The sequence below is a fragment of the Methanobrevibacter thaueri genome, from assembly GCF_003111625.1.
Lineage (GTDB): Archaea > Methanobacteriota > Methanobacteria > Methanobacteriales > Methanobacteriaceae > Methanocatella > Methanocatella thaueri.
On sequence record NZ_MZGS01000023.1, the window covers coordinates 58,953 to 85,602 of the forward strand.

At 37.6% G+C, this 26,650-nt stretch carries 26 protein-coding genes; 10 read left to right on the forward strand and 16 right to left on the reverse strand.

Going from position 1 to position 26,650, the window contains the following annotated elements; genetic code table 11:
• Positions 1-41: 41 nt before the first annotated feature.
• From MBBTH_RS06180 to MBBTH_RS11190, 5 genes are read right to left on the reverse strand one after another with little or no spacing between them, the layout of a single operon-like run.
• Entirely contained in the window at positions 42-548 is a 507-nt protein-coding gene (locus tag MBBTH_RS06180) for a GNAT family N-acetyltransferase (protein WP_116592189.1), read from the reverse strand.
• 45 nt (positions 549-593) lie between these two features.
• Positions 594-1,451, reverse strand: coding sequence for an ABC transporter permease (locus tag MBBTH_RS06185; protein WP_116592190.1), 858 nt, complete (start codon positions 1,449-1,451; stop codon positions 594-596).
• A complete protein-coding gene (locus MBBTH_RS06190; protein WP_116592191.1) occupies positions 1,444-2,433 on the reverse strand; it encodes an ABC transporter permease in 990 nt (329 codons plus the stop codon). Before MBBTH_RS06190 ends, MBBTH_RS06185 begins: the two co-directional genes overlap by 8 nt.
• A gap of 57 nt (positions 2,434-2,490) precedes the next feature.
• Positions 2,491-3,714: an ABC transporter substrate-binding protein gene (locus tag MBBTH_RS06195; RefSeq protein ID WP_279305942.1), complete on the reverse strand. Its 1,224-nt coding sequence runs from the start codon at positions 3,712-3,714 to the stop codon at positions 2,491-2,493.
• Positions 3,705-4,109: an ABC transporter substrate-binding protein gene (locus MBBTH_RS11190; protein WP_279305943.1), complete on the reverse strand. Its 405-nt coding sequence runs from the start codon at positions 4,107-4,109 to the stop codon at positions 3,705-3,707. The genes MBBTH_RS06195 and MBBTH_RS11190 overlap by 10 nt, the downstream gene beginning before the upstream one ends.
• Before the next feature lie 486 nt (positions 4,110-4,595).
• On the opposite strand from MBBTH_RS11190, the gene MBBTH_RS06200 reads away from it, so the two are divergent.
• On the forward strand, positions 4,596-5,138 hold the full coding sequence (locus MBBTH_RS06200; protein ID WP_165814044.1) for a 4Fe-4S double cluster binding domain-containing protein: 543 nt from the start codon (positions 4,596-4,598) through the stop codon (positions 5,136-5,138).
• Here the strand turns inward: MBBTH_RS06200 and MBBTH_RS06205 are convergent.
• On the reverse strand, positions 5,133-5,693 hold the full coding sequence (locus MBBTH_RS06205) for a GNAT family N-acetyltransferase (protein ID WP_116592193.1): 561 nt from the start codon (positions 5,691-5,693) through the stop codon (positions 5,133-5,135). The two genes, MBBTH_RS06200 and MBBTH_RS06205, sit on opposite strands and share 6 nt — an antisense overlap.
• A gap of 148 nt (positions 5,694-5,841) precedes the next feature.
• Here MBBTH_RS06205 and MBBTH_RS06210 point away from each other — a divergent pair, with 148 nt between their 5' ends.
• The 8 genes from MBBTH_RS06210 (at position 5,842) to MBBTH_RS06245 (ending at position 13,667) form a co-directional block, all read left to right on the forward strand.
• The gene (locus MBBTH_RS06210) at positions 5,842-6,789 is read left to right on the forward strand and encodes an ABC transporter ATP-binding protein (RefSeq protein ID WP_116592194.1); all 948 of its coding nucleotides are present in this window, start codon (positions 5,842-5,844) and stop codon (positions 6,787-6,789) included.
• Between the two features lie 2 nt (positions 6,790-6,791).
• On the forward strand, positions 6,792-7,406 hold the full coding sequence (locus MBBTH_RS06215) for an ABC transporter ATP-binding protein (RefSeq protein WP_116592195.1): 615 nt from the start codon (positions 6,792-6,794) through the stop codon (positions 7,404-7,406).
• 61 nt (positions 7,407-7,467) lie between these two features.
• A complete protein-coding gene (locus MBBTH_RS06220; protein WP_116592196.1) occupies positions 7,468-8,289 on the forward strand; it encodes a nicotianamine synthase family protein in 822 nt (273 codons plus the stop codon).
• Between the two features lie 278 nt (positions 8,290-8,567).
• Positions 8,568-10,187 carry an ABC transporter substrate-binding protein gene (locus MBBTH_RS06225; RefSeq protein ID WP_116592197.1) on the forward strand — a complete coding sequence of 540 codons (1,620 nt, stop codon included), beginning with the start codon at positions 8,568-8,570 and terminating at the stop codon, positions 10,185-10,187.
• Positions 10,188-10,252: 65 nt separating this feature from the next.
• Complete coding sequence (locus MBBTH_RS06230; RefSeq protein WP_116592198.1) at positions 10,253-11,245, forward strand: ABC transporter permease; 993 nt, start codon at positions 10,253-10,255, stop codon at positions 11,243-11,245.
• Positions 11,238-12,095, forward strand: coding sequence for an ABC transporter permease (locus MBBTH_RS06235; protein WP_116592199.1), 858 nt, complete (start codon positions 11,238-11,240; stop codon positions 12,093-12,095). The genes MBBTH_RS06230 and MBBTH_RS06235 overlap by 8 nt, the downstream gene beginning before the upstream one ends.
• An 8-nt stretch (positions 12,096-12,103) precedes the next feature.
• A complete protein-coding gene (locus MBBTH_RS06240) occupies positions 12,104-13,051 on the forward strand; it encodes an ABC transporter ATP-binding protein (protein WP_116592200.1) in 948 nt (315 codons plus the stop codon).
• Between the two features lies 1 nt (position 13,052).
• Positions 13,053-13,667: an ABC transporter ATP-binding protein gene (locus tag MBBTH_RS06245; protein WP_116592201.1), complete on the forward strand. Its 615-nt coding sequence runs from the start codon at positions 13,053-13,055 to the stop codon at positions 13,665-13,667.
• A 9-nt stretch (positions 13,668-13,676) separates the two neighbouring features.
• On the opposite strand, the gene MBBTH_RS06250 is transcribed toward MBBTH_RS06245, so the two are convergent.
• The 7 genes from MBBTH_RS06250 to MBBTH_RS06280 all read right to left on the reverse strand — a co-directional run bounded on the left by MBBTH_RS06250 (position 13,677) and on the right by MBBTH_RS06280 (position 20,626).
• Positions 13,677-15,038, reverse strand: coding sequence for an MATE family efflux transporter (locus MBBTH_RS06250; protein ID WP_116592202.1), 1,362 nt, complete (start codon positions 15,036-15,038; stop codon positions 13,677-13,679).
• A gap of 32 nt (positions 15,039-15,070) precedes the next feature.
• Positions 15,071-16,081, reverse strand: a complete 1,011-nt coding sequence (rhuM, locus tag MBBTH_RS06255; protein WP_116592203.1) for a virulence RhuM family protein — start codon at positions 16,079-16,081, stop codon at positions 15,071-15,073.
• 184 nt (positions 16,082-16,265) lie between these two features.
• Entirely contained in the window at positions 16,266-18,779 is a 2,514-nt protein-coding gene (locus MBBTH_RS06260) for a heavy metal translocating P-type ATPase (protein WP_116592204.1), read from the reverse strand.
• Between the two features lie 18 nt (positions 18,780-18,797).
• The gene (locus tag MBBTH_RS06265; protein WP_116592205.1) at positions 18,798-19,172 is read right to left on the reverse strand and encodes an ArsR/SmtB family transcription factor; all 375 of its coding nucleotides are present in this window, start codon (positions 19,170-19,172) and stop codon (positions 18,798-18,800) included.
• 103 nt (positions 19,173-19,275) lie between these two features.
• On the reverse strand, positions 19,276-19,740 hold the full coding sequence (locus MBBTH_RS06270; protein ID WP_116592206.1) for a DUF2124 family protein: 465 nt from the start codon (positions 19,738-19,740) through the stop codon (positions 19,276-19,278).
• A gap of 1 nt (position 19,741) precedes the next feature.
• The gene (locus tag MBBTH_RS06275) at positions 19,742-20,209 is read right to left on the reverse strand and encodes a hypothetical protein (protein WP_133241945.1); all 468 of its coding nucleotides are present in this window, start codon (positions 20,207-20,209) and stop codon (positions 19,742-19,744) included.
• A gap of 3 nt (positions 20,210-20,212) precedes the next feature.
• The gene (locus tag MBBTH_RS06280; protein WP_116592208.1) at positions 20,213-20,626 is read right to left on the reverse strand and encodes a C-GCAxxG-C-C family protein; all 414 of its coding nucleotides are present in this window, start codon (positions 20,624-20,626) and stop codon (positions 20,213-20,215) included.
• A gap of 118 nt (positions 20,627-20,744) precedes the next feature.
• Between MBBTH_RS06280 and MBBTH_RS06285 the strand changes: the two genes are divergently transcribed.
• On the forward strand, positions 20,745-21,062 hold the full coding sequence (locus MBBTH_RS06285) for a TfoX/Sxy family protein (RefSeq protein ID WP_116592209.1): 318 nt from the start codon (positions 20,745-20,747) through the stop codon (positions 21,060-21,062).
• Between the two features lie 17 nt (positions 21,063-21,079).
• Here the strand turns inward: MBBTH_RS06285 and MBBTH_RS06290 are convergent, their stop codons facing one another.
• The 3 genes from MBBTH_RS06290 to MBBTH_RS06300 form a co-directional block, all read right to left on the reverse strand.
• Positions 21,080-23,338 carry an ABC transporter permease gene (locus MBBTH_RS06290; protein ID WP_116592210.1) on the reverse strand — a complete coding sequence of 753 codons (2,259 nt, stop codon included), beginning with the start codon at positions 23,336-23,338 and terminating at the stop codon, positions 21,080-21,082.
• Between the two features lie 221 nt (positions 23,339-23,559).
• Positions 23,560-25,830: an ABC transporter permease gene (locus MBBTH_RS06295; protein WP_116592211.1), complete on the reverse strand. Its 2,271-nt coding sequence runs from the start codon at positions 25,828-25,830 to the stop codon at positions 23,560-23,562.
• 4 nt (positions 25,831-25,834) lie between these two features.
• The gene (locus MBBTH_RS06300; RefSeq protein WP_116592212.1) at positions 25,835-26,539 is read right to left on the reverse strand and encodes an ABC transporter ATP-binding protein; all 705 of its coding nucleotides are present in this window, start codon (positions 26,537-26,539) and stop codon (positions 25,835-25,837) included.
• Positions 26,540-26,650 lie beyond the last annotated feature (111 nt).

The window sequence follows — 26,650 nt, forward strand, 5'->3', positions numbered from 1 at the left end:
AGGCATGCCAATTGAAAAGTAATCATTATTAAAAAGAGTTTTCATGTTAAAATTTTTACCATATGGGTTGTTTCATCATAATCGTCTTCCTCGATTGTGATTTCATAACCGACAGATGTCCAAAAAGGAATTCCAGATTCAAGATACCTGTGAGTGTGCAAGTATATTTTATCATATCCGGCATCCTTAGCAAATTCCTCCATGGTATTGACCAATTTGCGTGCAAGGCCATGCCTTCGGTACTCCTCAGCCACCATCAGTCTCCATATGCTTGCGGTATCCTCCCTTGAATAGACACCTTCAAATAATTCATAATCAACATCATAGGCCCTAATGGCCGCCGTTGCAATTATTTTATCGCCGTCTAAAGCTATGTAAAAGTTACCTTTAGGGGAATCCAGATAATATTCTGCCATCCATTCAATATCATAATGAAACTTTGGAGTTGGCCCAATGCCATACTCATTCATTATCTGCTCATATAAAAATACTTTAACAGCATCAATTTCCTCGGGGTCATTATTTACTGCCCTGATAATAAAATCCATAATATCACCTAAAAATTAAAAAAAAGAGAAATGAGGTGATTTCTCTTATTCCTGTGCGGTTTCAGGATTGAGCAATTTTTCAACATTTTCTCCGATTAAATCAAACAACAATACAACTATCAGTAATGACATACCAGGATAGAAAGCCAACCACCAGTATCCAGATGACAGGTAGTGCATTGATTCTGATAAAATTACCCCAATAGCCGGTTCATGAGGAGGCAATCCGAATCCTAAGAATGTAATTGCCGCTTCGTGCATGATAGCATGAGGGAACATTAGGATTACGCCTACAATGATTTGAGATATGATTAAAGGAAGAATATGCTTTGTTGCAATCCATACTTTAGACATTCCGAGATTTTCCGCTAAATGAATATATTCCTTAGTCCTAATTTCTTTAACTTCAGATCTTAAGACCCTCGCAAGGGGAGTCCAATGAGTCAATCCAACACCCATCACAACACCGATAACCCCTCCACCAAACATGATGGAAACAAGAATGATTAAAAGGATGTGAGGTATTGAACCGAATAAATCAATGATTCCCGCAACAGCCTCATCCGCAAACTTATTGAAACTTGAGAATAATCCCAGAACAATGGAAATAAAAGTACTTATTACAGATGCGATGAATCCGACCATAATACTTAATCCGAGACCTGCAATGGTTCTTTGAAACATGTCCCTTCCCATCCAATCAGTACCGAAAAGATGTTCAAGGGAAGGCATTTGATTAGCGCTGATGAAACTTGTTGGAATATCCCTTATAAAATAACCTGAAACGAAAATGGATACAATAACCAATGCGGAAAGAATAATAATGACAAGAGTTTTTGTCCTGAGATTAGCAGGGTACAAAAACCATTGCTTTTTATCATCAGTTTCTCTTTTTTTAATCATTGAATTCACTCTCCTTAATCCTTGGGTCAATTAAATAATAAGATAAATCCGCAAGCAGGTTACCGACAAATACGAATATCGCACTGAATATTACAATTCCTAAAAATAACGGAACATCACTGCTGAGACCAGCCGCTACTGCCGTTTGCCCAATACCAGGATATGAGAATACTTGCTCTACAAGTACCGCTCCACCAAACAGTTCACTGAAAGATAAGAACTGTAATGTTACTGCAGGCAGCAATATGTTCCTTATTCCGTGATTTTTAATTAAATCCCATCCTTTTTCTCCTCTAGATTTAGCGAATAACACATAATCTGAAGATAAAACCTGAATTAATTCATTACGAGTATACATTGCAATCGGTGCCAAACCAACCAGGCTCAATGTAAGTGTAGGAAGCACCAACCTTGATGCCCATTCTAAAAACGTAGCATCAGTACTCCTAACACCAATTGGAACACCAAATCCAATTGGGAACCATCCCAAATAAACAGCAAATACCATCAATACAAGCATACCTACCCAGAAAGACGGTGCAGATTGAATTGCATAACAATAAATTTTTACTGCCTTGTCTATCCAAGAACCTTTATTTTTACCTGCAACAACACCTAGAACAAAACCAAGAACCCCACTCAATACCCATGAGATGGCCATCAACACAATGGAAGCGGAAGCCTTTTCCCAAATGATATCAATAACCGGTGCACGATATATTAAAGAAGTTCCCAAATTAAGCTGTATTAAATCTAATAGCCAATGGTAAATTTTCGTAGTCAAAGGAACATTTGTACCGAAATAATTCTCAAGTATTTGTCTTTGTGCTTCTGATACTGCTGCTTGTCTTAAATAAGCGTTAACTGGATCAATAGGGGATAAATCTAATAATATGAAACTAAAAATTGCAACTACAAGTATCAATATCACAAAACGTACTAACTTGTAACCCAAAAATTTCAATAATTTATTTTTATTCAAGAAAAGAAACCCCCTTAAAAATTTTTAAAAAATAAAAAAAGGAAAAAGATAAGTTAATTAAGCTGTAGAGTTGGTTCTGGTCCAATCACAGACATTAATTAATATATCGTTTCCTAAACCGTCAGGTTGTTCACCAATATCGATTCCATCTTTAATGAAGTAGTTGTAGTCGTAGTTTACAAGCCATACGAATGGAGCATCGCCAGCAGGACCCCAACCTCCGCCATTGACGAGAGCGGATTCTGACCATAAGGTGTTAGCAGCATTCAAATCACTGGAATGCATTGCTTCATCCATCAATTTATCAGAATCAGTGTTGTTGTATAAACCAGGGTTCATGTAGAATCCGTCGGCTTCTTTACTGTGATATTGTTGATAAATGGATTTGTATGGGTCAGGGGAAGTTTGTTGCATTAATGCTGCTGAAGAGTACATGTTAGCATAAATTGTATCCCAATCAGCACCGACTAAGTTAACTTCAATTCCAAGTTCTTTTGCTTGTTCTGCAAATACTGTGGATAGAGACTGTCTGTCAAGGTAGTCAGGTGGGTAGTATAAATCAAATGATGCTTTTACACCATCTTTTTCCACGATTCCATCACCGTCAGTATCTGTCCAGCCACCCTCTTTCAAGATTTGTTTAGCTGCATCGACATCTCCATCCTGAACTTTAGCATTAGAGTTTGCATAATCCCTTGTATCTACACTGGTATATTCAGGGGTAGCATGTCCTGAGAAGATTTCATCACACATTGCTTGACGGTCAACACCGACGTTCAATGCTTGTCTGATTGCTTTATCGGAAGTTACATTGTTACCTATTTTCCATGTTCCGTTCCAAGAATCACCTGTGTCCGGAAGGTATGGGAAGGATACACCTTGTGCTCTTCCAGCAGATTTTTCAACAAATTGATATCCGTCAACACTTTGGTTTAATGCAGAAGTTGCTACAGGAACTACATCCACATCACCAGATTTAGCCAATTCTAACCATGTTGCTTCTTCAGGGAATAATAAGGTAATTTGAGTGAAGTATGGTTTTTGGCCATAATAGTTATCATTGACTTTGAATATTGCTTGTTGGCCTTTATCCCAGTGATCCAATACATAAGGTCCTGTACCGATTGGGTTTTCACCATAGGTATTGTTGTCGTATGAATCAGATGGAACAATACCGACATATCTTAAGTCATAAATGAATGTTGATCTTGGTTCAACTAAATTAAACTCGACAGTGGTTTCATTTACTGCTTTTATACTTTCAAGATTTGTTAAATCCAATTCTGACTCGGTTTCTTTTGCAGTGTTGAATGTGATGCTACATCCTCAGCATCGAAAGTTGAGTTATCTGAGAATTTAACATCATCTCTTACATTAACTGTCCATGTTTTACCGTCACCACTGATTGAGTAATCAGTAGCAAGGTCTGGGACAATGTCACCATTTTTATCTGTTTTAAATAAACAACTTTGTACTAACGGATTATAGTTTTGGTGTCCGCATCCCCAACCAACAAGAGGGCTGAATCCTGCTTCTGGTTCTTTGATGTTACTGTGCGCTGCTACTGTTAAATGAGTAGGGTCACTGTCATGAGTGCCTCCACCCATCAATGCAAATGCAGCCACAACTATAACGACCAAAGCTACAATCGCTGCGATTATCATTTTTTTATCCATAAATTTCACCATGAAATAACTTCATATTAAAATAAAAGTAATACTTTTATAGGGATTTATGCTCAATCAGTAATACTTTTTTTAATTATTTTAATATAATAGTAATTTTGATTATTAAATATAAAAAGATATTTATTACTTTTAAAGATTGCTTAAAAAAATAGCCAATGTTTAATAAAAAACATGATAAAGACATCAATTAGAAAAATTTAACGACTGGATTTTATAACCATTGAACAAAAAGTAATATCAAACTAAAACAAAAACTTGAAAAAAATAATACTAAAAGTAATACAAAATTAACATTTAAATAGAACCACCATTAAATATTCGCTCATGAGCATCTCACATAAATTAAAAAGTTACCTGATAGAAAACGGTGCAAGCAACGTGGGGTTTGCAGACATCACACATTTTTCCCCAAAACCCAATCTAAATGTTGGCGTTGTGTTTTATATAACTTATCCCAAGGAGATTATACGAAACATGCAGAATGCACCTACACATGAATATCTTGAAGAGCTAATAAGCCTAAACACAAGACTGGACGCCCTTGGGATGAAATGTGAGGAATTTTTAATGGACAAGGGTTATGATGCTTATGCGCAAACAAAAAAGAGACTGGGAACTGATTTTGGAGAGTTCAATTCATTTGAACTGCCACATAAAACTATCGCCACACGTGCAGGCCTTGGATGGATTGGCAAATCAGCATTATTCACAACAAAGGATTATGGATCAGCGCTTAGACTATCATCAGTTTTAACAGATGCTCCCTTAGACTTGGGAACCCCAATACAAAAATCAAGATGCGGAAAATGCATGGAATGCAGGGACGCATGCCCAGGCGGGGCAATAAGTGGCAAAGAGTGGAATTATAAATTAAAGAGAAATGACTTTTATGACGATAAAAAATGTGAGAAATACGCCCTCATTATATCAGAAGAAAACTTAGGAAAAGCAGATACGGTATGCGGAAAATGCATTTATGCCTGCCCACACACTCAAAAATATTTTAAAAAACTATAATTTTACAGCATAGGTGAAATCACTTGCTAATGGATTAATATCCAATCTTTTTATTTCTTTATCCATATGAACTGTTTCTAATTCATCATTAGAGTCCAATGCCACTACAAAACCCATTTTTGTCCAAAATTCCAAAGCTCCCGGAAGAGTTTTATGAGTATGCAAATAAATATTTTTGAATTCAACACCATTTGCAAAATTTTCAGCAATCTGAAACATTTTAGAGGCTAAACCGCAACGCCTACACCTCTCATCGACAAATAACCTCCATATGCTGGAAGTGGTGTCCCTTGAGTAAAGATGCCTAAATTCAGGAAAGTCCTTATCATATGCCCTGATGCCAATTGTTGCAATGATTTCGCCGGTTTCCAGATAAGCGACAAAAAAGTTGTTTCTCTGAGGATTAATATAATATTCCTCAAGATTTACAATATCCTGATGCCATTCAGGAACATAATCATAGCCGAATTCCTTTTTTATCATCTTAAACAAGAAATCCTGGACATCCTTTATTTCTTTAGAATCATTGCCCAATTCTTTGATTACAACATTCATGGAAAACACCAAACATGAAAAGTATTACAAAAGATATCAAATTTATGTCATTAGTAATACTTTTTAATAAATTTTGAATAACTTTAATATTGATAAAGTACAAATTAGTATATAAAATTTATCATTTGAAATCATGAATGGTGATATGATGGAAAAATTATTAGATGTGGAAAATGTTTCAATATCATTTATTCAATATACTAAAGGTTTAAATCAAAGAGATCTAAAAGTGATTACAGATTTAACATTAGATATATCTGAAGGAGAAATATTGGCAGTATTAGGTTCAAGCGGGTCCGGAAAGAGTTTGCTTGCACATGCAATATTCGGCATCCTGCCTGAAAATGCAAACTTAAATGGAAAAATAAAATTCAAGGGAAGGGAATTGTCACAGGAAGACAAGGAAGAAATTAGGGGAAAAGACATTGTGCTCGTTCCCCAATCCGTGAATTTTTTAGATCCATTAATGAAAATATCCGACCAGGCCATTGGAAATGTCAAATCTGATGACGAGAGAAAAGAAAAGAAAATTAAACAAAGGGAAATTTTCGAACACTATAATCTGGACCCTGAAGTGGACGACATGTATCCCTTCCAGCTATCCGGAGGAATGGCAAGAAGAGTGCTCGTATCAACAGCACTGTTATCCGACCCAAAATTAGTGGTGGCGGACGAACCGACACCGGGACTTGACGAAAAGACAGTGCAGGAAACACTGAACCACTTCAAACATATGAAAGAAGATGGAATAGGGGTGCTTCTAATTACACACGACATCCATGCGGCATTGGAAGTGGCCGATAGAATCGGAATATTCTATTCAGGATATGTGATTGAAATTGCGGAAAACAAAGACTTTTCAGGAGACGGAGAAAACCTTCTACATCCTTACACAAAAGCGCTATACAAAGCATTGCCTGCAAACGGATTTGAACTAACTAAAGGCCACCAGCCATTACACGGAGAAATCGTTGAAGGTTGCCCATATTATGACAGATGTGAAATGAGATTTGATAGATGCAAACAAGAAAGGCCTCAATTAATTGATTTGGGCAATAAAAAAGTCAGATGTTTTAAATACGAGGAAGGTGCATAAAAATGGAACTTAAAGCAACAAACATTTCATTCAAATATCCCTCAGCCAAGAAATACCTATTGAAAAATGTCAGTATAGAACTTGATAATCAAAAAGTCGTTGGATTAATCGGAGATAGTGGAAGCGGCAAATCAACCTTATGTAAAATCTTATCCGGATATGTTACAAACTATGAGGGTACAGTGACATTTGATGGAAAATCTTTGCCCAAAACAGGATTCAAACCAGTCCAATTAATTTACCAACACCCGGAAAAGGTGATGAATCCGAAATGGAAAATGAAAAATATCCTGGAAGAATCATGGGACGTTAATGATGACATGCTAAAAGAATTTGGAATTCAAAAATCCTGGTTGACAAGATTTCCACAAGAGCTTTCCGGAGGTGAGCTTCAAAGGTTTTCAGTTTTAAGGTCACTGAACCCAAATACCAAATTCTTAATAGCAGATGAAATGACCACAATGCTTGATGCTATTACCCAAGTGCAAATTCTGGATTCGGTTTTAAAAATAGTAAAAGAAAGAAAAATGGGATTTTTACTTGTTAGCCATGACATGGACTTGGTTGACACCATTTGTGATGATAAAATATATTTGAAAGACATCAATGAAATTTAAATAATTTAAAATATTATTAATACAAGCAGAACAAAAATATTATTAATTTCAAGTGATGAAAATGAGCTGCTACAAATATTGGGGAAAACTAGAGGAAATTGCAAACAAATTATCTTCCTATGGAGATTTAGACAAATACGGAAATTCCGAACTGGATGATATAAACATCGATGAAATCATTGAGATATTGGATGATGTGGAAATCATAGCTCACGACAAGACAATTGATTTCGATTCAGCAAAACATATCCTTGACGATGAGAAAATGAACAAGGCATTGAAATTGATCAGAAAGTTTTATGTTTATGTTGGAGCCAGGCTTGAAACAGAAAACGCCCTGAAGATTTTGGAATCAGAAAATCCAACGGAAACCCTTGATTCATTTCATTTTTACGACAGATATATCGGGCTTGTCGAAAACGAAAGCCAACTTGCCAAATTCAATGAGGAGAAAACATTCTTATTCTTAGGCTCAGGACCTCTCCCATTGACATTGATAATGTTCAACAAGGTATTCGGATGCAAATGCATAGGCATTGAACAGCAACAGGATGTTGCGGATCTCTCAGTGAAGGTTTTAAAAAGACTTGGACTTGATGAAGACATCAGGATTGTTGTCGGTGACGAAACAGCCATCCAGGACTTGGATTATGATATCCTGATGGTCGCTGCACTTGCGGAACCTAAGGAAAGGGTCTTTTCAAACATATGGCAATATGTGGACGAAAAAACACCTGTCATTTACAGAACATACACCGGAATGAGGGCCATACTATACTCACCTGTCCTTGACAAGGACACAAGGGGATTTCACAAGGAAGTCATGATGCTGCCTTCCGGAAAAACAAACAACACTTCCGTTTTAATCAGAAAAATCGTTTGATTTTTCTAAAAATCCATCACCTAAAATTATTACTGAGTATTTAAACCATCTTAAAGAAAGTAATACTGATTTAAAGAAATTGTTATTACTCCATATGGCAAATCAGTAATAATTATTACTTTTTTTAAAGAATAAAGAGATTTAGTAATACTTTTTTTAGGAACATTTAAATAGGAATTTAATAATACATTTTATTTGATTGTTATTAATTTTTATATTACTAATCTATTAAAAATTATGACAATTACCTCATTAATAAAACTTTTTGGAGACAAATAATGGATACAAAATACATTATTGGAATAATTGCTGTAATTATCATTGCTATAATTGCTGGCGCAGTCCTCATGGGAGGATCACATACTGAAAGAGCTGACGATGGATTAGTAGTTGCTGCTTACAGTCACGGAGGAGAACCGGAAGCCGGTTTCGATCCTATACTTGGGTGGAACTATTATGCAGAACCATTAATCCAATCAACCTTGTTGAAAATGACAAAGGGCATGGATTATGAAAATGATTTGGCTACCAGCTGGGAAGCTAATAGTGACTTTACAGAATATACCGTAAAACTCAGAGACGGCGTTAAATTCACAGACAACACAACTTTAGATGCGGAAGATGTTGCATTCACATACAACGAAGCTAAAGCTAGTGGTGCAAGTCTCGATTTAAGCAGTATGGACAACGCTACTGCAACAGATAAGAATACTGTTAAATTCGAATTAAACAGACCAGATTCCACATTTATTGATAAAATGGCATACATTGGTATCGTACCATCAGATTCATATAACAATGAAACATATGGTGCAAATCCAGTGGGTTCCGGACCTTATAAATTCGTACAATGGGACAAAGGTCAACAAGTGATTTTGGAGAAAAATCCTGATTACTATGGAAAACAACCAGAATTCAACAAATTAACTATCTTATTCGCACAAAACGATGCTGCCTTCAATGCAGTTAAAAATCATGAAGTAGATGTTGGTGCAGTACCTTTAGCATATGCTAATGAAACTGTTGACGGATACACCATGTTCCTACAGGACACCATTGACGTAAGAGGTATTTCATTACCTGTTCAAAACAACACCGGTGCCACAACTGAAGAAGGAAACCCAATGGGTAACAACATAACTGCTGACAAAGCAATCAGAGAAGCATTAAACTATGGTATTGACAGAACTGCAATATCAGATGGTGCACTAAACGGATTTGGATACCCTAACTTCGACGGAATTGCACACCAATTACCATGGGCAAATAAAGAAGCAACCATTGAAGACGGAGACGTTGACAAAGCTAAAGACATCTTAAAACAAGGTGGATGGGAAGACACCGATGGTGATGGAATAGTAGAAAAAGACGGACAAAAAGCATCCATCAACTTATACTACTCATCAGATGCATCTGAAAGACAAGCAATTGCCGTAACTGTTGCTGAACAAGCAAAAGAGTTTGGAATTGAAGTGAATGCCACCGGTTCCAACTGGGACGAAATGGACGCTATAAAAAATACTGACCCAATCGTATGGGGATTCGGTTCAACCGATCCATCCACAATGTGGTCTGAATACTACAGTGACCAAGCAGGAGTTGGATACAACAACCCAGCTCTCATTAACAACAGCGCAGTCGATGCACACATCGATAACGCTATGAAAACAGACCGTAACTCTTCATTCGCTGAATGGTCTGCTGTCTCATGGGATGGAAATACAGGTATTTCACCTAAAGGTGACGCAGCATGGTTATGGGTTGGAGAAATTAAATACGGATACTACGTGGACGACAGTTTAGATATTTCCAACGACACACAACTATTGCAACCTCACGGTGGAGATATCTTCGGAAACATCTACGACTGGCATCGCGTTTCTTCAATTGAAAAATAAATTAAAAATTTGAGTTAAATTTTTTAATTTAACTCCCTCTTTTTTCCCTTTTTGGAGCATATACTATGACAAAATACAATAAATTAATGAAATTTTTAGGTAAGAAAATAGTCCGATTTTTAATATTGCTTATTTTTGTCATATTATTGAGTTTTTTGCTTATCGACATGTCGCCGATCAATCCTGTTAAAACATATATCAGCAACATGGTCGTTTCACCAGAACAAGTCGCCGCCCTGGAATCCTATTGGGGAGTAAATGAACCGATCACTTCCAAAATGGCAAACTGGTTTGGAAACATCATACACGGAGATTTTGGAAATTCTCTTATTTTCAGAGCGCCCGTAATTGACGTTATTAAAGAAAGGTTCATGGCATCATTAGTATTGATGATAGCTTCATGGTTACTGTCAGGAGTTTTAGGATTCTTGTTAGGAGTAGTGGCGGGATTTAAAAAAGACTCAATAATTGACAAGGCAATTAAAGTTTACTGTTACATATTACAATCCGCACCAACATTCTGGATCGCATTAATCATCCTAATGATATTCAGTGTATATCTAGGTTGGTTCCCAACAGGTTTGGGAGTTCCTATTGGTACATTAAGTGAAAATGTATCTTTCTGGGATTGGCTAAACAGACTGATACTTCCTATGATAACATTGAGTATTGTGGGAGTGGCCTCAATTGCATTATTCACAAGAGACAAATTGATAGAAGAAATGAATAGTGACTACTTTTTATTCGCTAAAGCAAGAGGAGAAAGCGGTTGGAATTTAATTAAAAGACATGGAATTAGAAATGTATTGCTTCCTGCAATCACATTACAGTTTTTAGGATTTTCAGAATTATTCGGTGGAGCAGTTCTTGTAGAGCAAATTTTCACATATCCTGGAATTGGGCAGGCAGCAGTATCAGCAGGTCTGAGAAGCGATGTTCCGCTTCTTTTAGGAATTGTAATATTTAGTGCAATATTCGTGTATTGCGGTAACCTAATAGCTGATATAATCTATAACTTTGTTGACCCAAGAATTAGGGAGAGTGAAGAAGATGGCTAATACTGAAAAAGGAAGCATTTACAATTCCATTGGTAAAATGAATTTAAGGACTAAAACCCTGCTTACCATTGGAATTACCGTGTTCATCCTAATAGCTGTTGTGATTTCAAGCCTTTTAATCAACTCCACAGACATCACAACCAATTTCCAGGCAATGAACCAAGCCCCCTCCCTTGAGCATCTGTTCGGTACTGACTGGATGGGAAGGGACATGTTTACCCGTACATTAAAAGGATTAGGTTTAAGTGTTCAAATCGGTGCCGGAGCATCAATCTTAAGTAGTTTAATAGCTATTGCAATGGCATTTATTGCAAGTACTAATAAATTCTTAGACGGTGTTGTCTCCTGGTTAATTGATTTGTTCCTGTCAATTCCTCATATCCTATTAATTATCTTAATTTCCATTGCATTAGGTGGAGGTGCGTTTGGTGTAACCATGGGTGTTGCAGTTACTCACTGGACGTCTCTTGCAAGAGTATTGAGAGCTGAAATAAAACAGATCAACACTTCCGAATTTGTAAAACTATCTAATAGATTTGGAAAATCAAAATTCTGGATTGCTAGAAAACACATTTTCCCATTGGTAATAACACAAATTATCGTCGGAACAATCTTAATTTTCCCTCATGCGATAATGCACGAAGCCAGTGTAACCTTCTTAGGTTTCGGTTTATCACCACACGAACCTGCAATCGGTATTATCTTATCAGAATCAATGAAATACCTTGCTACAGGTAATTGGTGGTTAGCATTGTTCCCTGGTTTGGCATTACTGATAATCGTATTGTTATTTGATATTGCCGGGGAAAACATTAAGAAAATACTTGATCCGACAAGTGCAAATGAGTAGGTGATAACATGGATAAACTATTAGATGTGGAAAACGTTTCTATTTCATTTATACAATATACTCAAGGTTTAAATCAAAGAGACCTCAAAGTTATCACCGATTTAACACTTGATATATCTGAAGGAGAGATTTTAGCAGTATTAGGTTCCAGCGGATCTGGAAAAAGTCTTTTAGCACATGCAATATTCGGAATACTTCCAGAAAACGCAAATCTAAACGGTAAAATCAAATACAAAGGAAAGGAACTGTCACAAAAAGACAAGGAAGAAATACGCGGGAAAGAAATATCATTAATACCACAGTCAGTGAATTTCCTTGATCCTTTAATGAAAATATCCGACCAAGCCATTGGATATACTGAAAATGAAGATGAGAAAAAGGCCAAAAAGGCAAAGCAACGGGAAATTTTTGAACGTTACAATCTAGGACCTGAAGTGGATGAAATGTACCCATTCCAACTCTCAGGAGGAATGGCAAGAAGAGTACTCGTATCAACAGCACTGTTTTCAAATCCAAAACTTGTAGTAGCAGACGAACCAACACCTGGACTTGATGAAAAAACAGTCCAGGAAACATTGAATCATTTCAGAAAAATGAAGGAAGATGGTGTAGGAGTACTGCTTATCACTCACGACATACATGCTGCATTAGAAGTTGCCGACAGGATAGGAATTTTCTACTCAGGTTATGTAATCGAGATTGCTGAGAACAAGGACTTTTCAGGAGAGGGAGAAAACCTCCTTCACCCCTACACAAAAGCGCTATACAAGGCATTGCCTGCAAATGGATTCAACCTGACTCCTGGCCATCAGCCGTTGCACGGTGAGATTCCGGAAGGTTGTCCATATTACGACAGGTGTGAAATGCGTTTTGACAGATGTAGGAACGAACGCCCTCAACTAATCGACCTAGGAAATAAAAAAGTCAGATGTTTTAAATACGAGGAAGGTGCATAAAATGGAACTTAAAGCAACAAACATTTCATTTAAATATCCTTTAGCAAAAGAGTACCTATTAAAGGATATCAACATACATCTGGACAACAATAAAATCATGGGTTTAGTTGGAGACAGTGGGGTAGGAAAATCCACACTATGCGAAATCCTATCCGGATACTATCCAAACTTTGAGGGTAGCGTAGAACTTGACGGACAAAAACTGCCTGAAAAGGAATTCTGTCCGGTACAGTTAATTTACCAACATCCTGAAAAAGTTATGAATCCAAAATGGAAAATGAAAGACGTTTTAGAGGAATCCTGGAACGTGGATGATCAATTACTGTCCGACTTTGGAATTCAGAAATCCTGGTTTACCAGATTCCCACAGGAATTGTCCGGAGGCGAACTTCAAAGATTTTCAGTCTTAAGAGCATTGAACCCGAAAACCAAATTCCTAATTGCAGATGAAATGACCACCATGCTTGACGCAATCACCCAGGTGCAAATTTTAGATGCAGTGTTAAAAATAGTAAAACAAAGGAAAATGGGATTCTTGCTTGTAAGCCACGACATGGATCTTGTAAACACCATATGTGACGACGTAATCTATTTTAATGATATTAATGGTATTTAATCATTAATATCACTTATTAATTTTTTTTATTTGCCAATCTGCCCAAACACCAGTGATATTATTTGAAACTATTTCTCCCAAAACGATACCCATCCAGGCACCCCAAACACCATAACCTAAAACAACAGATAATAAAACCGCAAAGAATAGTGTAAATCCTGTTTCTCTCATTATTGTCTGAAACATTGCTGTTATTCCCTTGCCTATGCCCTGGAACACATATGTTGATGGCACTCCAACGGCCATTGTCGGATAATAGATTACAATCCAAGCAATGAAGCTAGTAAGCTCCGGCGCGATTCTTGCACTGCTTCCACCGGAAGTGAAAATCGATGCGATATCCCCTGCAAACACGTTTGTCAGAATCATTACGACAATAGCTATGACTAAAGACACCTTCATGGCATACCTGTGGGCAATCTGAATATTCCTATAGTTCTTTGCACCGAAATTAGCTGCAATGACACTGATTAAAGCAGTCCCGATTGCCAATAAAGGAGTTGTTGTGATTATTACGATTCTCCAGCCTGTTGAGTAAACCGCAACGGAATCGGTTGAGCCGACATAAACCAGAAGAGCCGAGAATACCGCTGCAAAAAACGCATTGTTCAAAAGCTGTATGCTTGCAGGAATGCCCACCTTAACTATATCCATTGAGATGTCCTTTTTAAAATTGAAATTGCCTAAAGTGGGTTTCAGGTAGGTGTCCTTCTTAAAATAAAGCCAATAGCACAAAATCAGGATTACACATAATGAAGAGATCAGTGTTGCAATGGCAGCTCCTCCAACTCCAAGATTTAAGTAATATATGAAAATAGGGTCCAAAATCATGTTTAAAATTGCAGAGGCAATCATTGCATACATAGGCCTTTTACTGTCACCCTCCCCTCTGAAAACACCATATAGTGCATTTGACAAGATGATTAAAATTGATCCAAGCAGGATTGGAACACCATACTCTGTCGCATATCCTATGGTTTGGCCGGCACCCATGACATTCAATATGGGATTCAATAAAATCAACAGGACAACAGTTAAAATTATTGAAATGACAATATCCAAAAGAATTGAATGAATAGATGCATTGTCCGCTTTAGTATTATCCTTTTCTCCAATGTATTTTGAGATTGCAAAAGATGCACCTGCCCCCAATCCATTTCCAAAACCGACAAGAATCATAAATATGGGCGTGAAGAATCCAACGCCGGCAAGTGCATCGGCCCCAAGACCTGACACCCAAGCGGCATCGATTAGATTGTATAAACTAGAAATAAGCAATGAAATAATCAAAGGTACGGATATTCTAAGCAATGCTCTTTTAGGATTTCCCAGCATTATGTCTACACTTTTTGAATTATCATTACTTTGCATAAGTAACTATTAAAATTTATTCAGATATAAAATTAATTATTTAACAGTTTTCTAGTCCTTTCTTCAAATTCATTATAGTCTGATTTATATAATTCATCCTGAATTGGCCTGAATTTATCAAATTCTAATTTGACAAATTCATTAATTTCACTCCTACTGACCTTTCCTTTGCCTTTTAAGATTTGATATCCAACAAAGTCTAAAAATTTGTCCAATTGTTCTGCCCAATCCTTCATGCTCATAGGAATTTCCCTTGTTGCTTGAAGTTCTGCAAAATTGAGGTACAATTCCACGAGTTTGTTAAGTTCTGAAAGTTCAGATTCAGATAAGTAATTTTTTGCAACTTTTGTATCGCTTAATTGAATTTTACCATCTGGAGAATGCTTCCAAGAAGTCAAACCCATATTTTCTTTATCACTGCTTGCACGATTTTTGATTATCTCCGGTGCAGTCATGCCAGATACCGCATAATGAAGTTTGTTCTGAACTTTAGAATAAAATTCCTGTGTGATCTCGGCATTTTTGTTATAATCGTGACTTGTCGCATACAAGTCAGTTAATTTTTCATAGAATCGTCTTTCAGAAACTCTTATTTCACGAATTCTTTCAAGCACATCATGAAAATAGTCTTTTCCAAATCTCGAACCATTTTTTAATAATTCATCATCTAAAACAAATCCTTTAACTATAAATTCTTTTAGAATACCAGTAGCCCAAATTCTAAAGCGTGTAGCATTTTTAGAGTTAACTCTGTAACCTACAGAGATTATTGCATCCAAATTATAAAAACCAGTATTATATTTTTTACCATCAGATGCAGTTACTCGAATTTTTCGAGTAACTGAATTTTCATTTAATTCCTCATCTTTAAAAATATTTTTTAGATGATAAGTGATTGTATTCTCTTTTACATTAAACAATTCCGCCATTGTCTTTTGAGTAGCCCACATAGTTTCTCTTTCAGGATCTATGATTACATCTATAGACACTTCTCCTTCATCACCTATATACAACAAAGTTCTTGTTATCTGATTTTCTTTCATGAAAAAACCTCTTTTAAAATTTTTCAATTAAATATTTGTTTATTCATTGTTTTTTCATTTTAATAAGGTTTTTGTTATAAATAAAAGCAAAATTACAAAGTAAAAACAATTATATTAACTAAAAACAATTTATTAAAAAAAATAATGGGAAAAAGAGGTTTAAAATTTAAAAAAAAATATAAAATTAGAATAGTGGATCTTTCACCATTCCAATTCTAAATGAGTTTAGGATAACTAAAATAGTCAATCCTAAGTCACCGAAACCAACAGACATCATCAAAGTGATGATTCCCATAACTGCGAGAACCACACATAATAGCTTAACCAAAATGGCAATACTGATATTCTGTTTGATGATTCCCATTGTCTTGCGGCTTAAAGCGAATAGATATGGGAGTTTTGAAATATCATCCTGCATCAATGCAATATCCGCTGTCTCAATGGCTACATCAGAACCTGCCGCACCCATTGCAATACCGATATTTGAGCGTGCTAAAGCAGGTGCATCGTTGATACCGTCTCCAACCATAGCCACATCACCAAATTTATTCCTGATTGTATCTAAGAGGTTTAACTTATCTTCCGGCAATAAATTGGAATAAACATAGTCTATGCCTATTTCGGATGCAACACTTTTTGCAGCGAGCTTATTGTCACCGGTGAGCATTACAGTTTGCACACCTTGATTTTTCAAATCGGCAATGACCTCAGAAGCGTTGTCTCTGATTTTATCGGATACTGTGATAATGCCTAAAACCTTTTGAGCATTACCGACAAATATCAAAGTCTTGCCTTCGCTGGAGTACTTGTTAATTTGATCTCTTGAAATGTCAAATGAACTTCCTTCAATCAGTGATTCGTTAGCGGCATAGAATTGCTCACCATTTATGTTAGCCACAATTCCCTTACCTGGAACATTTCTAAAGTCCTCGATGACATCGAACATGATGTTATTTTCATCTGCATAGCTAACAACAGCCTGGGCAATTGGATGGGAAGATTGATATTCAAGGGATGCAGCAATCTTGACAATATCCTCTTTTGAATAGCTTTCATCTAAAACTTCAACATCGCTTAATTTAAGTTTTCCTTCAGTTAAGGTACCTGTCTTATCAAAGATGACCGCTTTAACGTTACGCATCTCCTCAACATAGGTACTTCCTTTGATAATGACCCCATTTCTAGTAGCGGAAGTGATTGCAGACACCATACCGACAGGTGTTGAAATTAAGAATGCACAAGGACATGAGATTACCAAGAGTGAAAGTGCCTTATAAACCCAGTCAACCAAGTTCTGGCCAAGCACCAACGGAGGAATGAATGCAACGCAAATAGCTGCAACCATCATGATTGGTGTGTAATATTTTGCCACCCTTTCAACTAGAGTCTCGGTTTCGGAACGGTTGAGCTGAGATCTTTTGACCAAAGTCACTATTTTTGAGATGACTGAATCTTTAGCCTCGGTTGTTACTTTGATTTCAAGATATCCATCCTCATTAACAGTTCCGGAAAATACCTCATCGCCAACCTCTTTCAATACAGGCACGCTTTCACCAGTGATTGATGCCTGATTAATTGAGGATGAACCTGAAATAACTTCACCATCTAAAGGAACCTTATCTCCAGGTTTTACAATGACAATATCTCCAATATTGACATCATCAACATTTCTAATCTCTTCTTTATCCCCTACTTTAACTCTTGCTGTATCTGGAGCGATTTCAACTAATGATTTAATTGAACGTTTGGCTCTGTGTTCGGCAAGGTCTTCCAAGAATTCAGCAATATAGTAAAGGAAAGTAACCGCCGCACCCTCTTCAGGATGCCCAATAATAAATGATGCAACACAAGCAATACATACTAACATTGCAGGACCAACAGTGTGTCTGTTAACCAAGGATTTATAAGCTAAAATAGCTATTTCATAACCTGCAATAATTGCGCCTAACATATATGTAACTGTTACAACGTTAGGGCTGAAAGATAACCATTCAAAAACATGTCCTAAAACAAATAGGATTCCACTCGCAAGAATGATTTGTATTGGCCTATTTGCAATCAAAGGCTTTCCTTCAGCAAATAATTCTTCATCTCCATGTGCGTGGTCATGGCCATGGTCGTGTCCGTGGTCATCATCATCGGCACAATCAGGACAAGCACAAAGACTGAATTCAACATCATCATCATGGTCGTGGTCATGATGATGCTCATGCTCATCATTACAACCGCAATCAGGGTCGGAACAACTATCCTCTTTATGTTCATGCTCATGCTCGTGATCATGTTCATGCTCATGGTCGTGGTCGTGATCATGATGATGCTCATGCTCATGCTCATGCTCGTGATTATGTTCATGCTCATGATTGTGGTCGTGATCATGATGATGCTCATGCTCATGCTCATGCTCGTGATTATGTTCATGCTCATGGTCATGGTCGTGATCATGGTCATCCGCACAATCAGGACAAGCACAAAGATTTATATCCACATCGGCATCATAATCAATTTCCTCTCTGTGGTCATATATACTTAAATCAGTTTTATCTTGATATTCTTTCAATAGCTGTTTATTGTAATGATTAGAATCTTCACAGTGAACTTCTTCACATTCTGGATCAAAACAGATGTAGTTGTAATGTTCTGGATTGCGGCAGTTTTCATCTGCACAATCCGCATCGTAACATCTATTCTCCGCCATAGTATCACCAATTAAAAATTATTCTAATATATGTTCTAAACCTACTTTGTAAATCATTTCAATGTGAAGGTCTGTAAGGGAATATCTTGCCATTTTTCCCTCTTTTTGATATTTGACAAGATTGTTCGCTCTTAAGATCCTAAGCTGATTTGAAACGGTTGTCTGATTTAATTCAAGTGCATCACATATGTCGCATACACATAAATCTTCAACTGCGAGTAGGGAAATAATTTTTAATCTTGTTGGATTTCCAAAAATTTTGAAAAATTCAGATAGCTCAGCATATTCTTCTTCGGAGGACATGCGTTTCTTAACACGATTTACCGCATCTTCATGTGAATCGAAAACTTCACATACTCCCTCATTACTATTTTCAAGATTATTATTTTCCATAGTCATCACATATATTATATATTTACATATTATGATATGTTTATGTATTTAAATGTTTTCATATCATGATATCATGATATGTTATTTTAAAAAAAATAAGGTGCTATTTTTTAACAACACCTGTCAATGTTCCATCTATGACCAAATCGAAATCGACTTTCTCAAGCCATCCTGCCTTTGCAAACATATCCATGAAACAAAGTCCAATGAGTTTTCCATCCTCCTTAAGAATATCGTTAACGACACCTTTTAACTCTTCTGTGTCGATATCCGCCTTAGGCATGCTGAGGCCACCCAACAACACGACAACATCTGAGTCATGAGGGTCTGATACAACATCGGTCAATGTCATTCCCCAAGGTTTCAATTCAAACTCATGTGAAGTTTCAATGTCGATGAAACTGATGAAATGATTTTCCTTATCGCGTACGGCATAGGCCATCAATGCAGCAAATGGAGTGCAGACGCTGGGTGTGCCCATATAAGTTATTTTTTCAGCATCGCCAACCGCATTCTTGAATGCAACAATCTGGCCGTTAATTCCTTTCCAGTTTTCAATATCTTCCATTTTATGCTCCTCCTCCAGGTATATCGTCTATAGTTTCATTTAAATAATTAACATTTTCAACAAGCAAAACGTCCTTTGGATATTTGACATTTCCCAAAGAGTGAGTTTCAAGGACCTTGCATTCAAATGTTTCTGTTATGATGACGTCGGTTGCATAGACTGAAGGAATCTTTCTTGCATCCTCCTGACTCATTATGACAAATGTGCCATTGCCCGAAAAGACGGACTTGTTGCCAAGGGATTTCATCCAGTTTAATGTGTCATTGTCATGACCATTATAATATTCGGCCGTTTCAATGTCCTTGACAATGTCGGACAATGGAATTGGCCCTTCCGAATATACTGTCAGTTCAGTCATGTTGCCAGAAATGTCATCTGGAGATTCAGATACGTAATAAACGGCAACTAACGCTAAAATAGCAACCAAGACTGCCATTATCAAAATAATGGTTTTTTTGCCCGTAATCATCACCTACTTCAGGATTTCATCCACTATTTCTGCAGCTGAACGGACCATCTCGGGACAGATCTCCTTGAACAGATTATTGTCCCTTGCTTGCTTTACGCCTTCAGGAGTGCTGATGTCACAGCCCAACAGGTCACGACAAATGAATGAACCGTTTTGTCTTTTGAATTCATCCAGAAATCTCTCGCAAACCTCATTGCTTTCGGCCTTGTTGTCTCCGTATTTTAGGCCCAGTGCCATAAGCGCACCTGTGCATGCTCCACAAACTTCTCCCTTTCTCATTCCACTTCCAAAACAAGCCCCAATCTTTAAGGCTTGCTCTCTTGAAAGACCATAATCCTCACTGAAAGCTGCAAAAACAGCCTGTGAACACATATAGCCATTTTCAAATAATTGAACTGCATCCTCAATTGAATTCATGATTGAATATATTATCCTATGTTAGTAATTAAACTATCCTAAAATCATGTGAAACCTTGAACAGCAACTGTTATTAATTCGATGAAAACAAACTAAAACATAGAATTTAGGTGATTAAATGGGATCAAGCAAGGAATATCTCGAGTACATATTGGAGCAGCTATCAGATTTGGACGACATATCCCATCGCGCAATGATGGGAGAGTATATCTTATATTATCGAGGAAAGATTTTCGGAGGCATCTACGACGACCGTTTCCTAATCAAGCCCGTGAAAATAGCCAAGGAAATGATGCCCGATGCAGATATGGAACTGCCATATGACGGGGCAAAGGAAATGCTGCTCGTTGATGATGTTGAAAACCGAGAGTTTCTAAAAGAACTGATTGAAGCGATGTATGATGAGCTTCCCGCTCCGAGAAAAAGAAAAAAATAGCATCTGCATTTAAAAGGTTATTCAATATCCTTCAATGCCTCAACCATATCCAAATTCCTGATTTTATCTGAAAACAACAGGTTGACTCCTATGGATATTGTGAAGGTTATCGCAGCACAGAGCAGGATGTTTCCCCAGGTTAGGGTCGGAACGTAATAGAGGGATTCCCCCGCAGCATTCAACATCAGAGTCATGAAGTAGAATCCGATCGGAATTCCCAAAATAAAACCGATTGAGGTAAAAATTATATTCTGTGTTAGCAATAGTTTCCTTAAAACGTTTGTCTTGAAACCCAAAACCTTCAATGTTGCAATTTCCCTTTCCATCTCGGTGAATGAGAGGATTCCCAGATTATATAAAACCAAAATCGCAAGCGCCACCGCCACAAATGTCACAACATAAACCATCATCATGACTGCAGTTGTCATCTGGTCCCAACTGTCCTTAAGTTTATCCATGCTTGTGACCGACTTGATTGAGTCAAAGTTTTCACCAAATTTCTCATTGGTTATGATATTTGTAGGTGTGAAATCCAATCCCTGATCTTCCAAGGTATCCGGAGACATTATCAAACCCTGTGAGACAGGTTCCGCATGAATCTGTCCGATTTTTGAAGTGACCCACTCGTCGCTTCCGACAATGTGCCACCTAATCTTATCTCCTTTTGTGACGTTGAACTTCTCGGCAAGCTTTGCGGATAATGAAACATCTCCCTCATCGATATCAATTGGATTCCTGTCACGGTCCGTGTATGATATCAGGTCCGTGTTGTTTGACACCAGCAGCCCTACCGTGTCCTCTTCGCCGTTTGCCTTCATTTCAATAGATTGCTGCATGATAAAAGTGCCGTTGGTTTCATTTAGAACATAATACAGCTCCATAGGATTTGCAGTATTGGAAATCTGCAGTTTTGACTCGAAATGGCTGATGTCATCATATTCCCATGATTTCAATTCATTCAAGCTGTCGTTCATACCGAATGCTGCTATCAATAACGCCACACATCCCATAACTCCAACTATTGCCATGAATGCTCTGAATTTATTTGACCTTGCATCCCTTAAATTCCATCTGAAATTAAAACTGAGGCGATTCCACAGTTTTGACCTTTCAATGAAACTTTTTGAGGACATGTCCGGAGCCTTCGGCCTCATCGTATTGGCAGGATTTTCCTTTGAGATTCTCCTGCATGCCCAATATGTGACAAGAACGGACAGGACAACCAGCAGTATCGCAATGTAGACAAAGCTCATGTCAAAGCCGGGATGCCAAGCAGGCATGCTGTACATTGTGGACATTGTCGGATAGAACATCTGCGGAATTATCATTGGCCCCGTAATCAAACCCGAAACGGAACCGAAGAGAACCGGGAAAAATGCGTATGCCAGATAATGCAGAATTATTGTCGAATTCTTAAAGCCCACCGCCTTCAGGATACCTATCTGTGTCCTTTGATTGGTGACAATCCTTGTCATTGTTGTCAAAAGTGTCAGGAAGGTTACAAGAATGAAAACTATTGGAAAAACGTCCCCAATCATCTTATGCTGTGTCATTTCATTTGCGAATTTGGAAACGCTTAAATGGTCCTCCTTTTTTGTAAATGACAGATAGTCAACGGAATCGTCCAATTTCTCTTTGAATTCCTTGTCTGATGAATCATATTTAACAAGCATTGTATTGTATTTCAAATCATCAGGATAGGATTTATATGAAAGGTAAGCGAAACCCAACTGTGAAAAATCAGGTGTCAGGGAGCTTGGTGAAACCTCATAAACGTATTCGGGAGAATATCCCAGTCCCTTGATTTCCTTTTTGATTGTGTGATTGTTGAAATCGAAGGTTATCTTATCTCCAACATACAAATCACGCTCATCGGCGAAGCGCTCATCCAGCCACACACCGGAATCATCTGATGGATCGAAATCCTCACCTTCTGTGGTGTAGAATTTGGAAATCGTTCCCTTTTCCGTGAAGTGCAGCGTAATATCGGGCTTGCCCCCCAAATCTGCGACGGACTGAACAACCTCCTGCCTGTCCGTTTGAGTAGTAAAAGCATCAATTTCATGAACTGATGAGTAATCAAAATCAGTGTTGTAAATCCAGCCATCTGCCATATTGGTATCTGCATAAAACTCGTCTGAAGTTTGCACCAGCCCATAGTACTCGCTATATATTCCACTGTAGGCAAAGATACCTATAAATGCCATGAGAAATATTGCAATAAACTGGGTTTTATTGATCCTTATATCCCTCAGCATTTTCTTAGACAATGACATGATATAATATTTGAAAAATGAAATATAAAAAACCTATTTTTAATTGATGATACGGTTAATTAAAATTATGTTTTATCAAGTTCCTTGAATGATAAATGGATGGCATTTTCATTAACAACAAGGATATGAGGTTTTAAGTTGAATTTTAAAAGGAGATATACATTCAATTATTGAAATGTAAAAATTTGATTAAAAGTTTTAGTGAGAATAGGTTGAAAAACCTATTCCCCACTCTTAAGGGATTCGACCATGTCCAATTTCTTAATCTTGCGTGAAAACATCAGGTTCACAAGAATGGACAATGCGAATGTTATTACAGCAGACAATATGAAGTTTGCAGGTGATATTGAAGGGAGAATATAGAAGGAATCTCCTGAGGACTCCCACATTATCTTCAATATGAAATATCCGACCGGCAATCCCAATAGAAATCCAATTGCTGTAAACCATAAGTTCTGTGTCAGCAGCAGCTTTCTAAGAGCTCCTGTCTTAAAGCCTAAAACCTTAAGGGTGGCTATTTCACGTTCAATTTCTGTAAAGGACAACAATCCCAAATTATACAGCACGACAACAGCCAAAAGGGATGCGAAGAATATGAGGATGTATATCAAAAGCCACATTGCCTCTGTCAGCTCATCCCAACTTCCGGTCATGTCCTTCATTGAGTTGGCTGTTTTGATGGCAGAATAATTCTTATCCACATGTTCGGTTGTCACAATGCTTGTTGGAGTGTAGTTCAAATCCAAATCCTCCAGCTTGTCACTTGACATTATCAATCCCTGAGATGTTGGATCGGCATGTATCTTATCGACTTTTGTTTTGACCCACTTGTCTGAACCCATAATATGCCATTTTACGGTGTCACCAACACCAACATCCAGCATATCAGCCATTTTCTGGGAAATCGAGACCTCATTATCCTCTATCTTGATAGGATTCCAGTCGTAGTCTGTCGGTGTTACCAAATCAGTATTGTTCAATACCATAAGAGAGCCCGATTTCTTGACCGAACCTGATTCTATTTCAATGGCCGATTCCATTATCTTATCACCGTTCACTTCACTGGCGACATCATCGATTTCAGACATTGCTGCCTCATCATCAATGACCAATTTGGAGTCATAATGATTGATTTGGTTGAATTCCCATTCCTTCAGGTCGTTCATTCCATCATACATTCCGAATGCACAAACCAAAAGTGCACTGCATCCGATCACACCGATGATTGTCATCAGTGCTCGGAACTTATTTCTTTTGGCATCTCTCCAGTTCCAACGGACATTGAATGATAATTTATCCCATATTCCAAGCTTTTCAACAAAACCTGTGGTGGAAATCTTAGGCGCCTTCGGCCTTATTGTATCGGCAGGCTTTTCATCGGAAATGCTTTTTACCGCATAATATGAAACGAATATTGACATGAGCACCATCAATGCAGCAACATAGACGAAATTCATGCTCCATGCAGGTTCCCATGACGGCAGCTTATATGTTGCGCTCATTGATGGGTAAAATAGCTGCGGCAATGTCATTGGCCCCAAAATCAAACCCAATATGGCCCCTACAAGAACCAGCCAGAAACCATAGGAGACATAATGGAATATGATGCTCCTGTCCTTAAATCCGCTGGCTTTGAGGATACCAATTTGAGTACGTTGATGTGTGATTATCCTTGTCATTGTTGTTAAAAGAATCAGCATTGAAATCAGGATGAAAACCACTGGGAAAATGCCTGACATCATTTTGTGCTGGTCCATCTCCTCTGAAAACTGATTTACACTAACGTGTTCTGACCTTTCAACAAAGGAGCTGTAATAGCCATCCATATGATATGACAGGAGATCATTATAGTTTTCAGGAGTGCCGTCAAACTTGACGTTCAATACATTATAGGAGATATTATCCTCTGGAAATGCCTTATATGACATGTAGGCAAAACCCATTTTGCTGAAATCCGGAATGACTGAAGACTGTGAGGCATGATACACATATTCGGGAGAATATCCTATTCCCTTGATTTCCTTTTCGATTTCATGTCCTTCAAATTTGAAGGTGATGTTGTCACCAACTTTCAAACCCTTTGCATCGGCAAAACTTTTATCGAGCCATACTCCATTCTTATCATCTATATCCAGCGGTTCTCCCTGAAGCAGATAGAATTTGGATATGGTATTGTTCTCCACAAAATGCAGTGTGATTTCTGGATCATTTGAAAAATCCGCCACCGAGTCCACGACCAGCTGACGTTCCATTTGAGTGGTTGCACCCAGACAATCAACCTGATATAAAAACAAATCATTAATGTTGATTGAGTAAATCCAACCGTCAGCCAGGTTGGTGTCATTATAGTAATCATTCACATTAACTTCAAGCCCTACTGATTCCCCTCCGACACCGGCAAACACAAACACGCCCAAAAATGCCATTAAAAAAATAGATAAAAATTGGGCCTTATGCTTTCGGATGTCTCTCAACATCTTTTTGAAAAGCATGTGCTCACCATTCCAAATCAGAGACCTTCTTAGGATTTTCATTAACGACAATACTTTCGATTTGGCCGTTCTTGATTCTAATTACCTTATCTGCAGCTTCGGCCAGTATTGCGTTGTGAGTTACAATCACGACGGTGGTGCCTTTGTTGTTGCTCATATCCTGAAGAAGATTTAAAATCAAAACGCCTGTTTTTGAGTCCAATGCCCCTGTCGGCTCATCACATAAAAGCATTGTAGGCTGTTTTGCAACCGCCCTTGCAATGGAGACCCTCTGCTGCTCCCCACCAGACAATTGTGCGGGGAATTGGCCAGCATGATCCTTAAGTCCAACAGAATCCAGCACATTCAAACCGTTTATATCAACATCCACGATGTCCTTCATCAACTCAACGTTTTCAAGAGATGTCAAGTTCGGAATCAGGTTATAGAACTGGAAAATGAAACCCACATTCTTAGCCCTATACTCTGTCAGTTGATTATCATTGAATGATTCAACATGTTCACCTTTAACTATAATCTGACCGGAGGTTGCACTGTCAAGACCTCCCAGGAGGTTTAAAAGTGTAGACTTACCTGCTCCTGAGGGACCAAGGATAACTACAAATTCCCCTTCGTCAATTGTGAAGTTGACATCATCCATAGCTTTTAAAATGTGATCTCCGGATTTATACTCCTTGTTCACATTTTTAAATTCAATAATTGTACTCATTAATATTGCCTTCTTTTAATTAATTATCTATTTGTAATTTATATTTAATATAGTATATAAATTTAGGCATACCTAAATAATTTGGATTTCATTAAATTTTCCCAAATAATC

Coding starts and splice junctions, on each gene's coding strand:
- MBBTH_RS06180 (WP_116592189.1), bottom strand. CDS start 548: ATGGATTTTATTATCAGGGCAGTAAATAATGACCCCGAGGAAATTGAT.
- MBBTH_RS06185 (WP_116592190.1), bottom strand. CDS start 1,451: ATGATTAAAAAAAGAGAAACTGATGATAAAAAGCAATGGTTTTTGTAC.
- MBBTH_RS11190 (WP_279305943.1), bottom strand. CDS start 4,109: ATGGATAAAAAAATGATAATCGCAGCGATTGTAGCTTTGGTCGTTATA.
- MBBTH_RS06200 (WP_165814044.1), top strand. CDS start 4,596: ATGCAGAATGCACCTACACATGAATATCTTGAAGAGCTAATAAGCCTA.
- MBBTH_RS06205 (WP_116592193.1), bottom strand. CDS start 5,693: ATGAATGTTGTAATCAAAGAATTGGGCAATGATTCTAAAGAAATAAAG.
- MBBTH_RS06210 (WP_116592194.1), top strand. CDS start 5,842: ATGGAAAAATTATTAGATGTGGAAAATGTTTCAATATCATTTATTCAA.
- MBBTH_RS06215 (WP_116592195.1), top strand. CDS start 6,792: ATGGAACTTAAAGCAACAAACATTTCATTCAAATATCCCTCAGCCAAG.
- MBBTH_RS06220 (WP_116592196.1), top strand. CDS start 7,468: ATGAGCTGCTACAAATATTGGGGAAAACTAGAGGAAATTGCAAACAAA.
- MBBTH_RS06225 (WP_116592197.1), top strand. CDS start 8,568: ATGGATACAAAATACATTATTGGAATAATTGCTGTAATTATCATTGCT.
- MBBTH_RS06230 (WP_116592198.1), top strand. CDS start 10,253: ATGACAAAATACAATAAATTAATGAAATTTTTAGGTAAGAAAATAGTC.
- MBBTH_RS06235 (WP_116592199.1), top strand. CDS start 11,238: ATGGCTAATACTGAAAAAGGAAGCATTTACAATTCCATTGGTAAAATG.
- MBBTH_RS06240 (WP_116592200.1), top strand. CDS start 12,104: ATGGATAAACTATTAGATGTGGAAAACGTTTCTATTTCATTTATACAA.
- MBBTH_RS06245 (WP_116592201.1), top strand. CDS start 13,053: ATGGAACTTAAAGCAACAAACATTTCATTTAAATATCCTTTAGCAAAA.
- MBBTH_RS06250 (WP_116592202.1), bottom strand. CDS start 15,038: ATGCAAAGTAATGATAATTCAAAAAGTGTAGACATAATGCTGGGAAAT.
- rhuM (WP_116592203.1), bottom strand. CDS start 16,081: ATGAAAGAAAATCAGATAACAAGAACTTTGTTGTATATAGGTGATGAA.
- MBBTH_RS06260 (WP_116592204.1), bottom strand. CDS start 18,779: ATGGCGGAGAATAGATGTTACGATGCGGATTGTGCAGATGAAAACTGC.
- MBBTH_RS06265 (WP_116592205.1), bottom strand. CDS start 19,172: ATGGAAAATAATAATCTTGAAAATAGTAATGAGGGAGTATGTGAAGTT.
- MBBTH_RS06270 (WP_116592206.1), bottom strand. CDS start 19,740: ATGGAAGATATTGAAAACTGGAAAGGAATTAACGGCCAGATTGTTGCA.
- MBBTH_RS06275 (WP_133241945.1), bottom strand. CDS start 20,209: ATGATTACGGGCAAAAAAACCATTATTTTGATAATGGCAGTCTTGGTT.
- MBBTH_RS06280 (WP_116592208.1), bottom strand. CDS start 20,626: ATGAATTCAATTGAGGATGCAGTTCAATTATTTGAAAATGGCTATATG.
- MBBTH_RS06285 (WP_116592209.1), top strand. CDS start 20,745: ATGGGATCAAGCAAGGAATATCTCGAGTACATATTGGAGCAGCTATCA.
- MBBTH_RS06290 (WP_116592210.1), bottom strand. CDS start 23,338: ATGTCATTGTCTAAGAAAATGCTGAGGGATATAAGGATCAATAAAACC.
- MBBTH_RS06295 (WP_116592211.1), bottom strand. CDS start 25,830: ATGCTTTTCAAAAAGATGTTGAGAGACATCCGAAAGCATAAGGCCCAA.
- MBBTH_RS06300 (WP_116592212.1), bottom strand. CDS start 26,539: ATGAGTACAATTATTGAATTTAAAAATGTGAACAAGGAGTATAAATCC.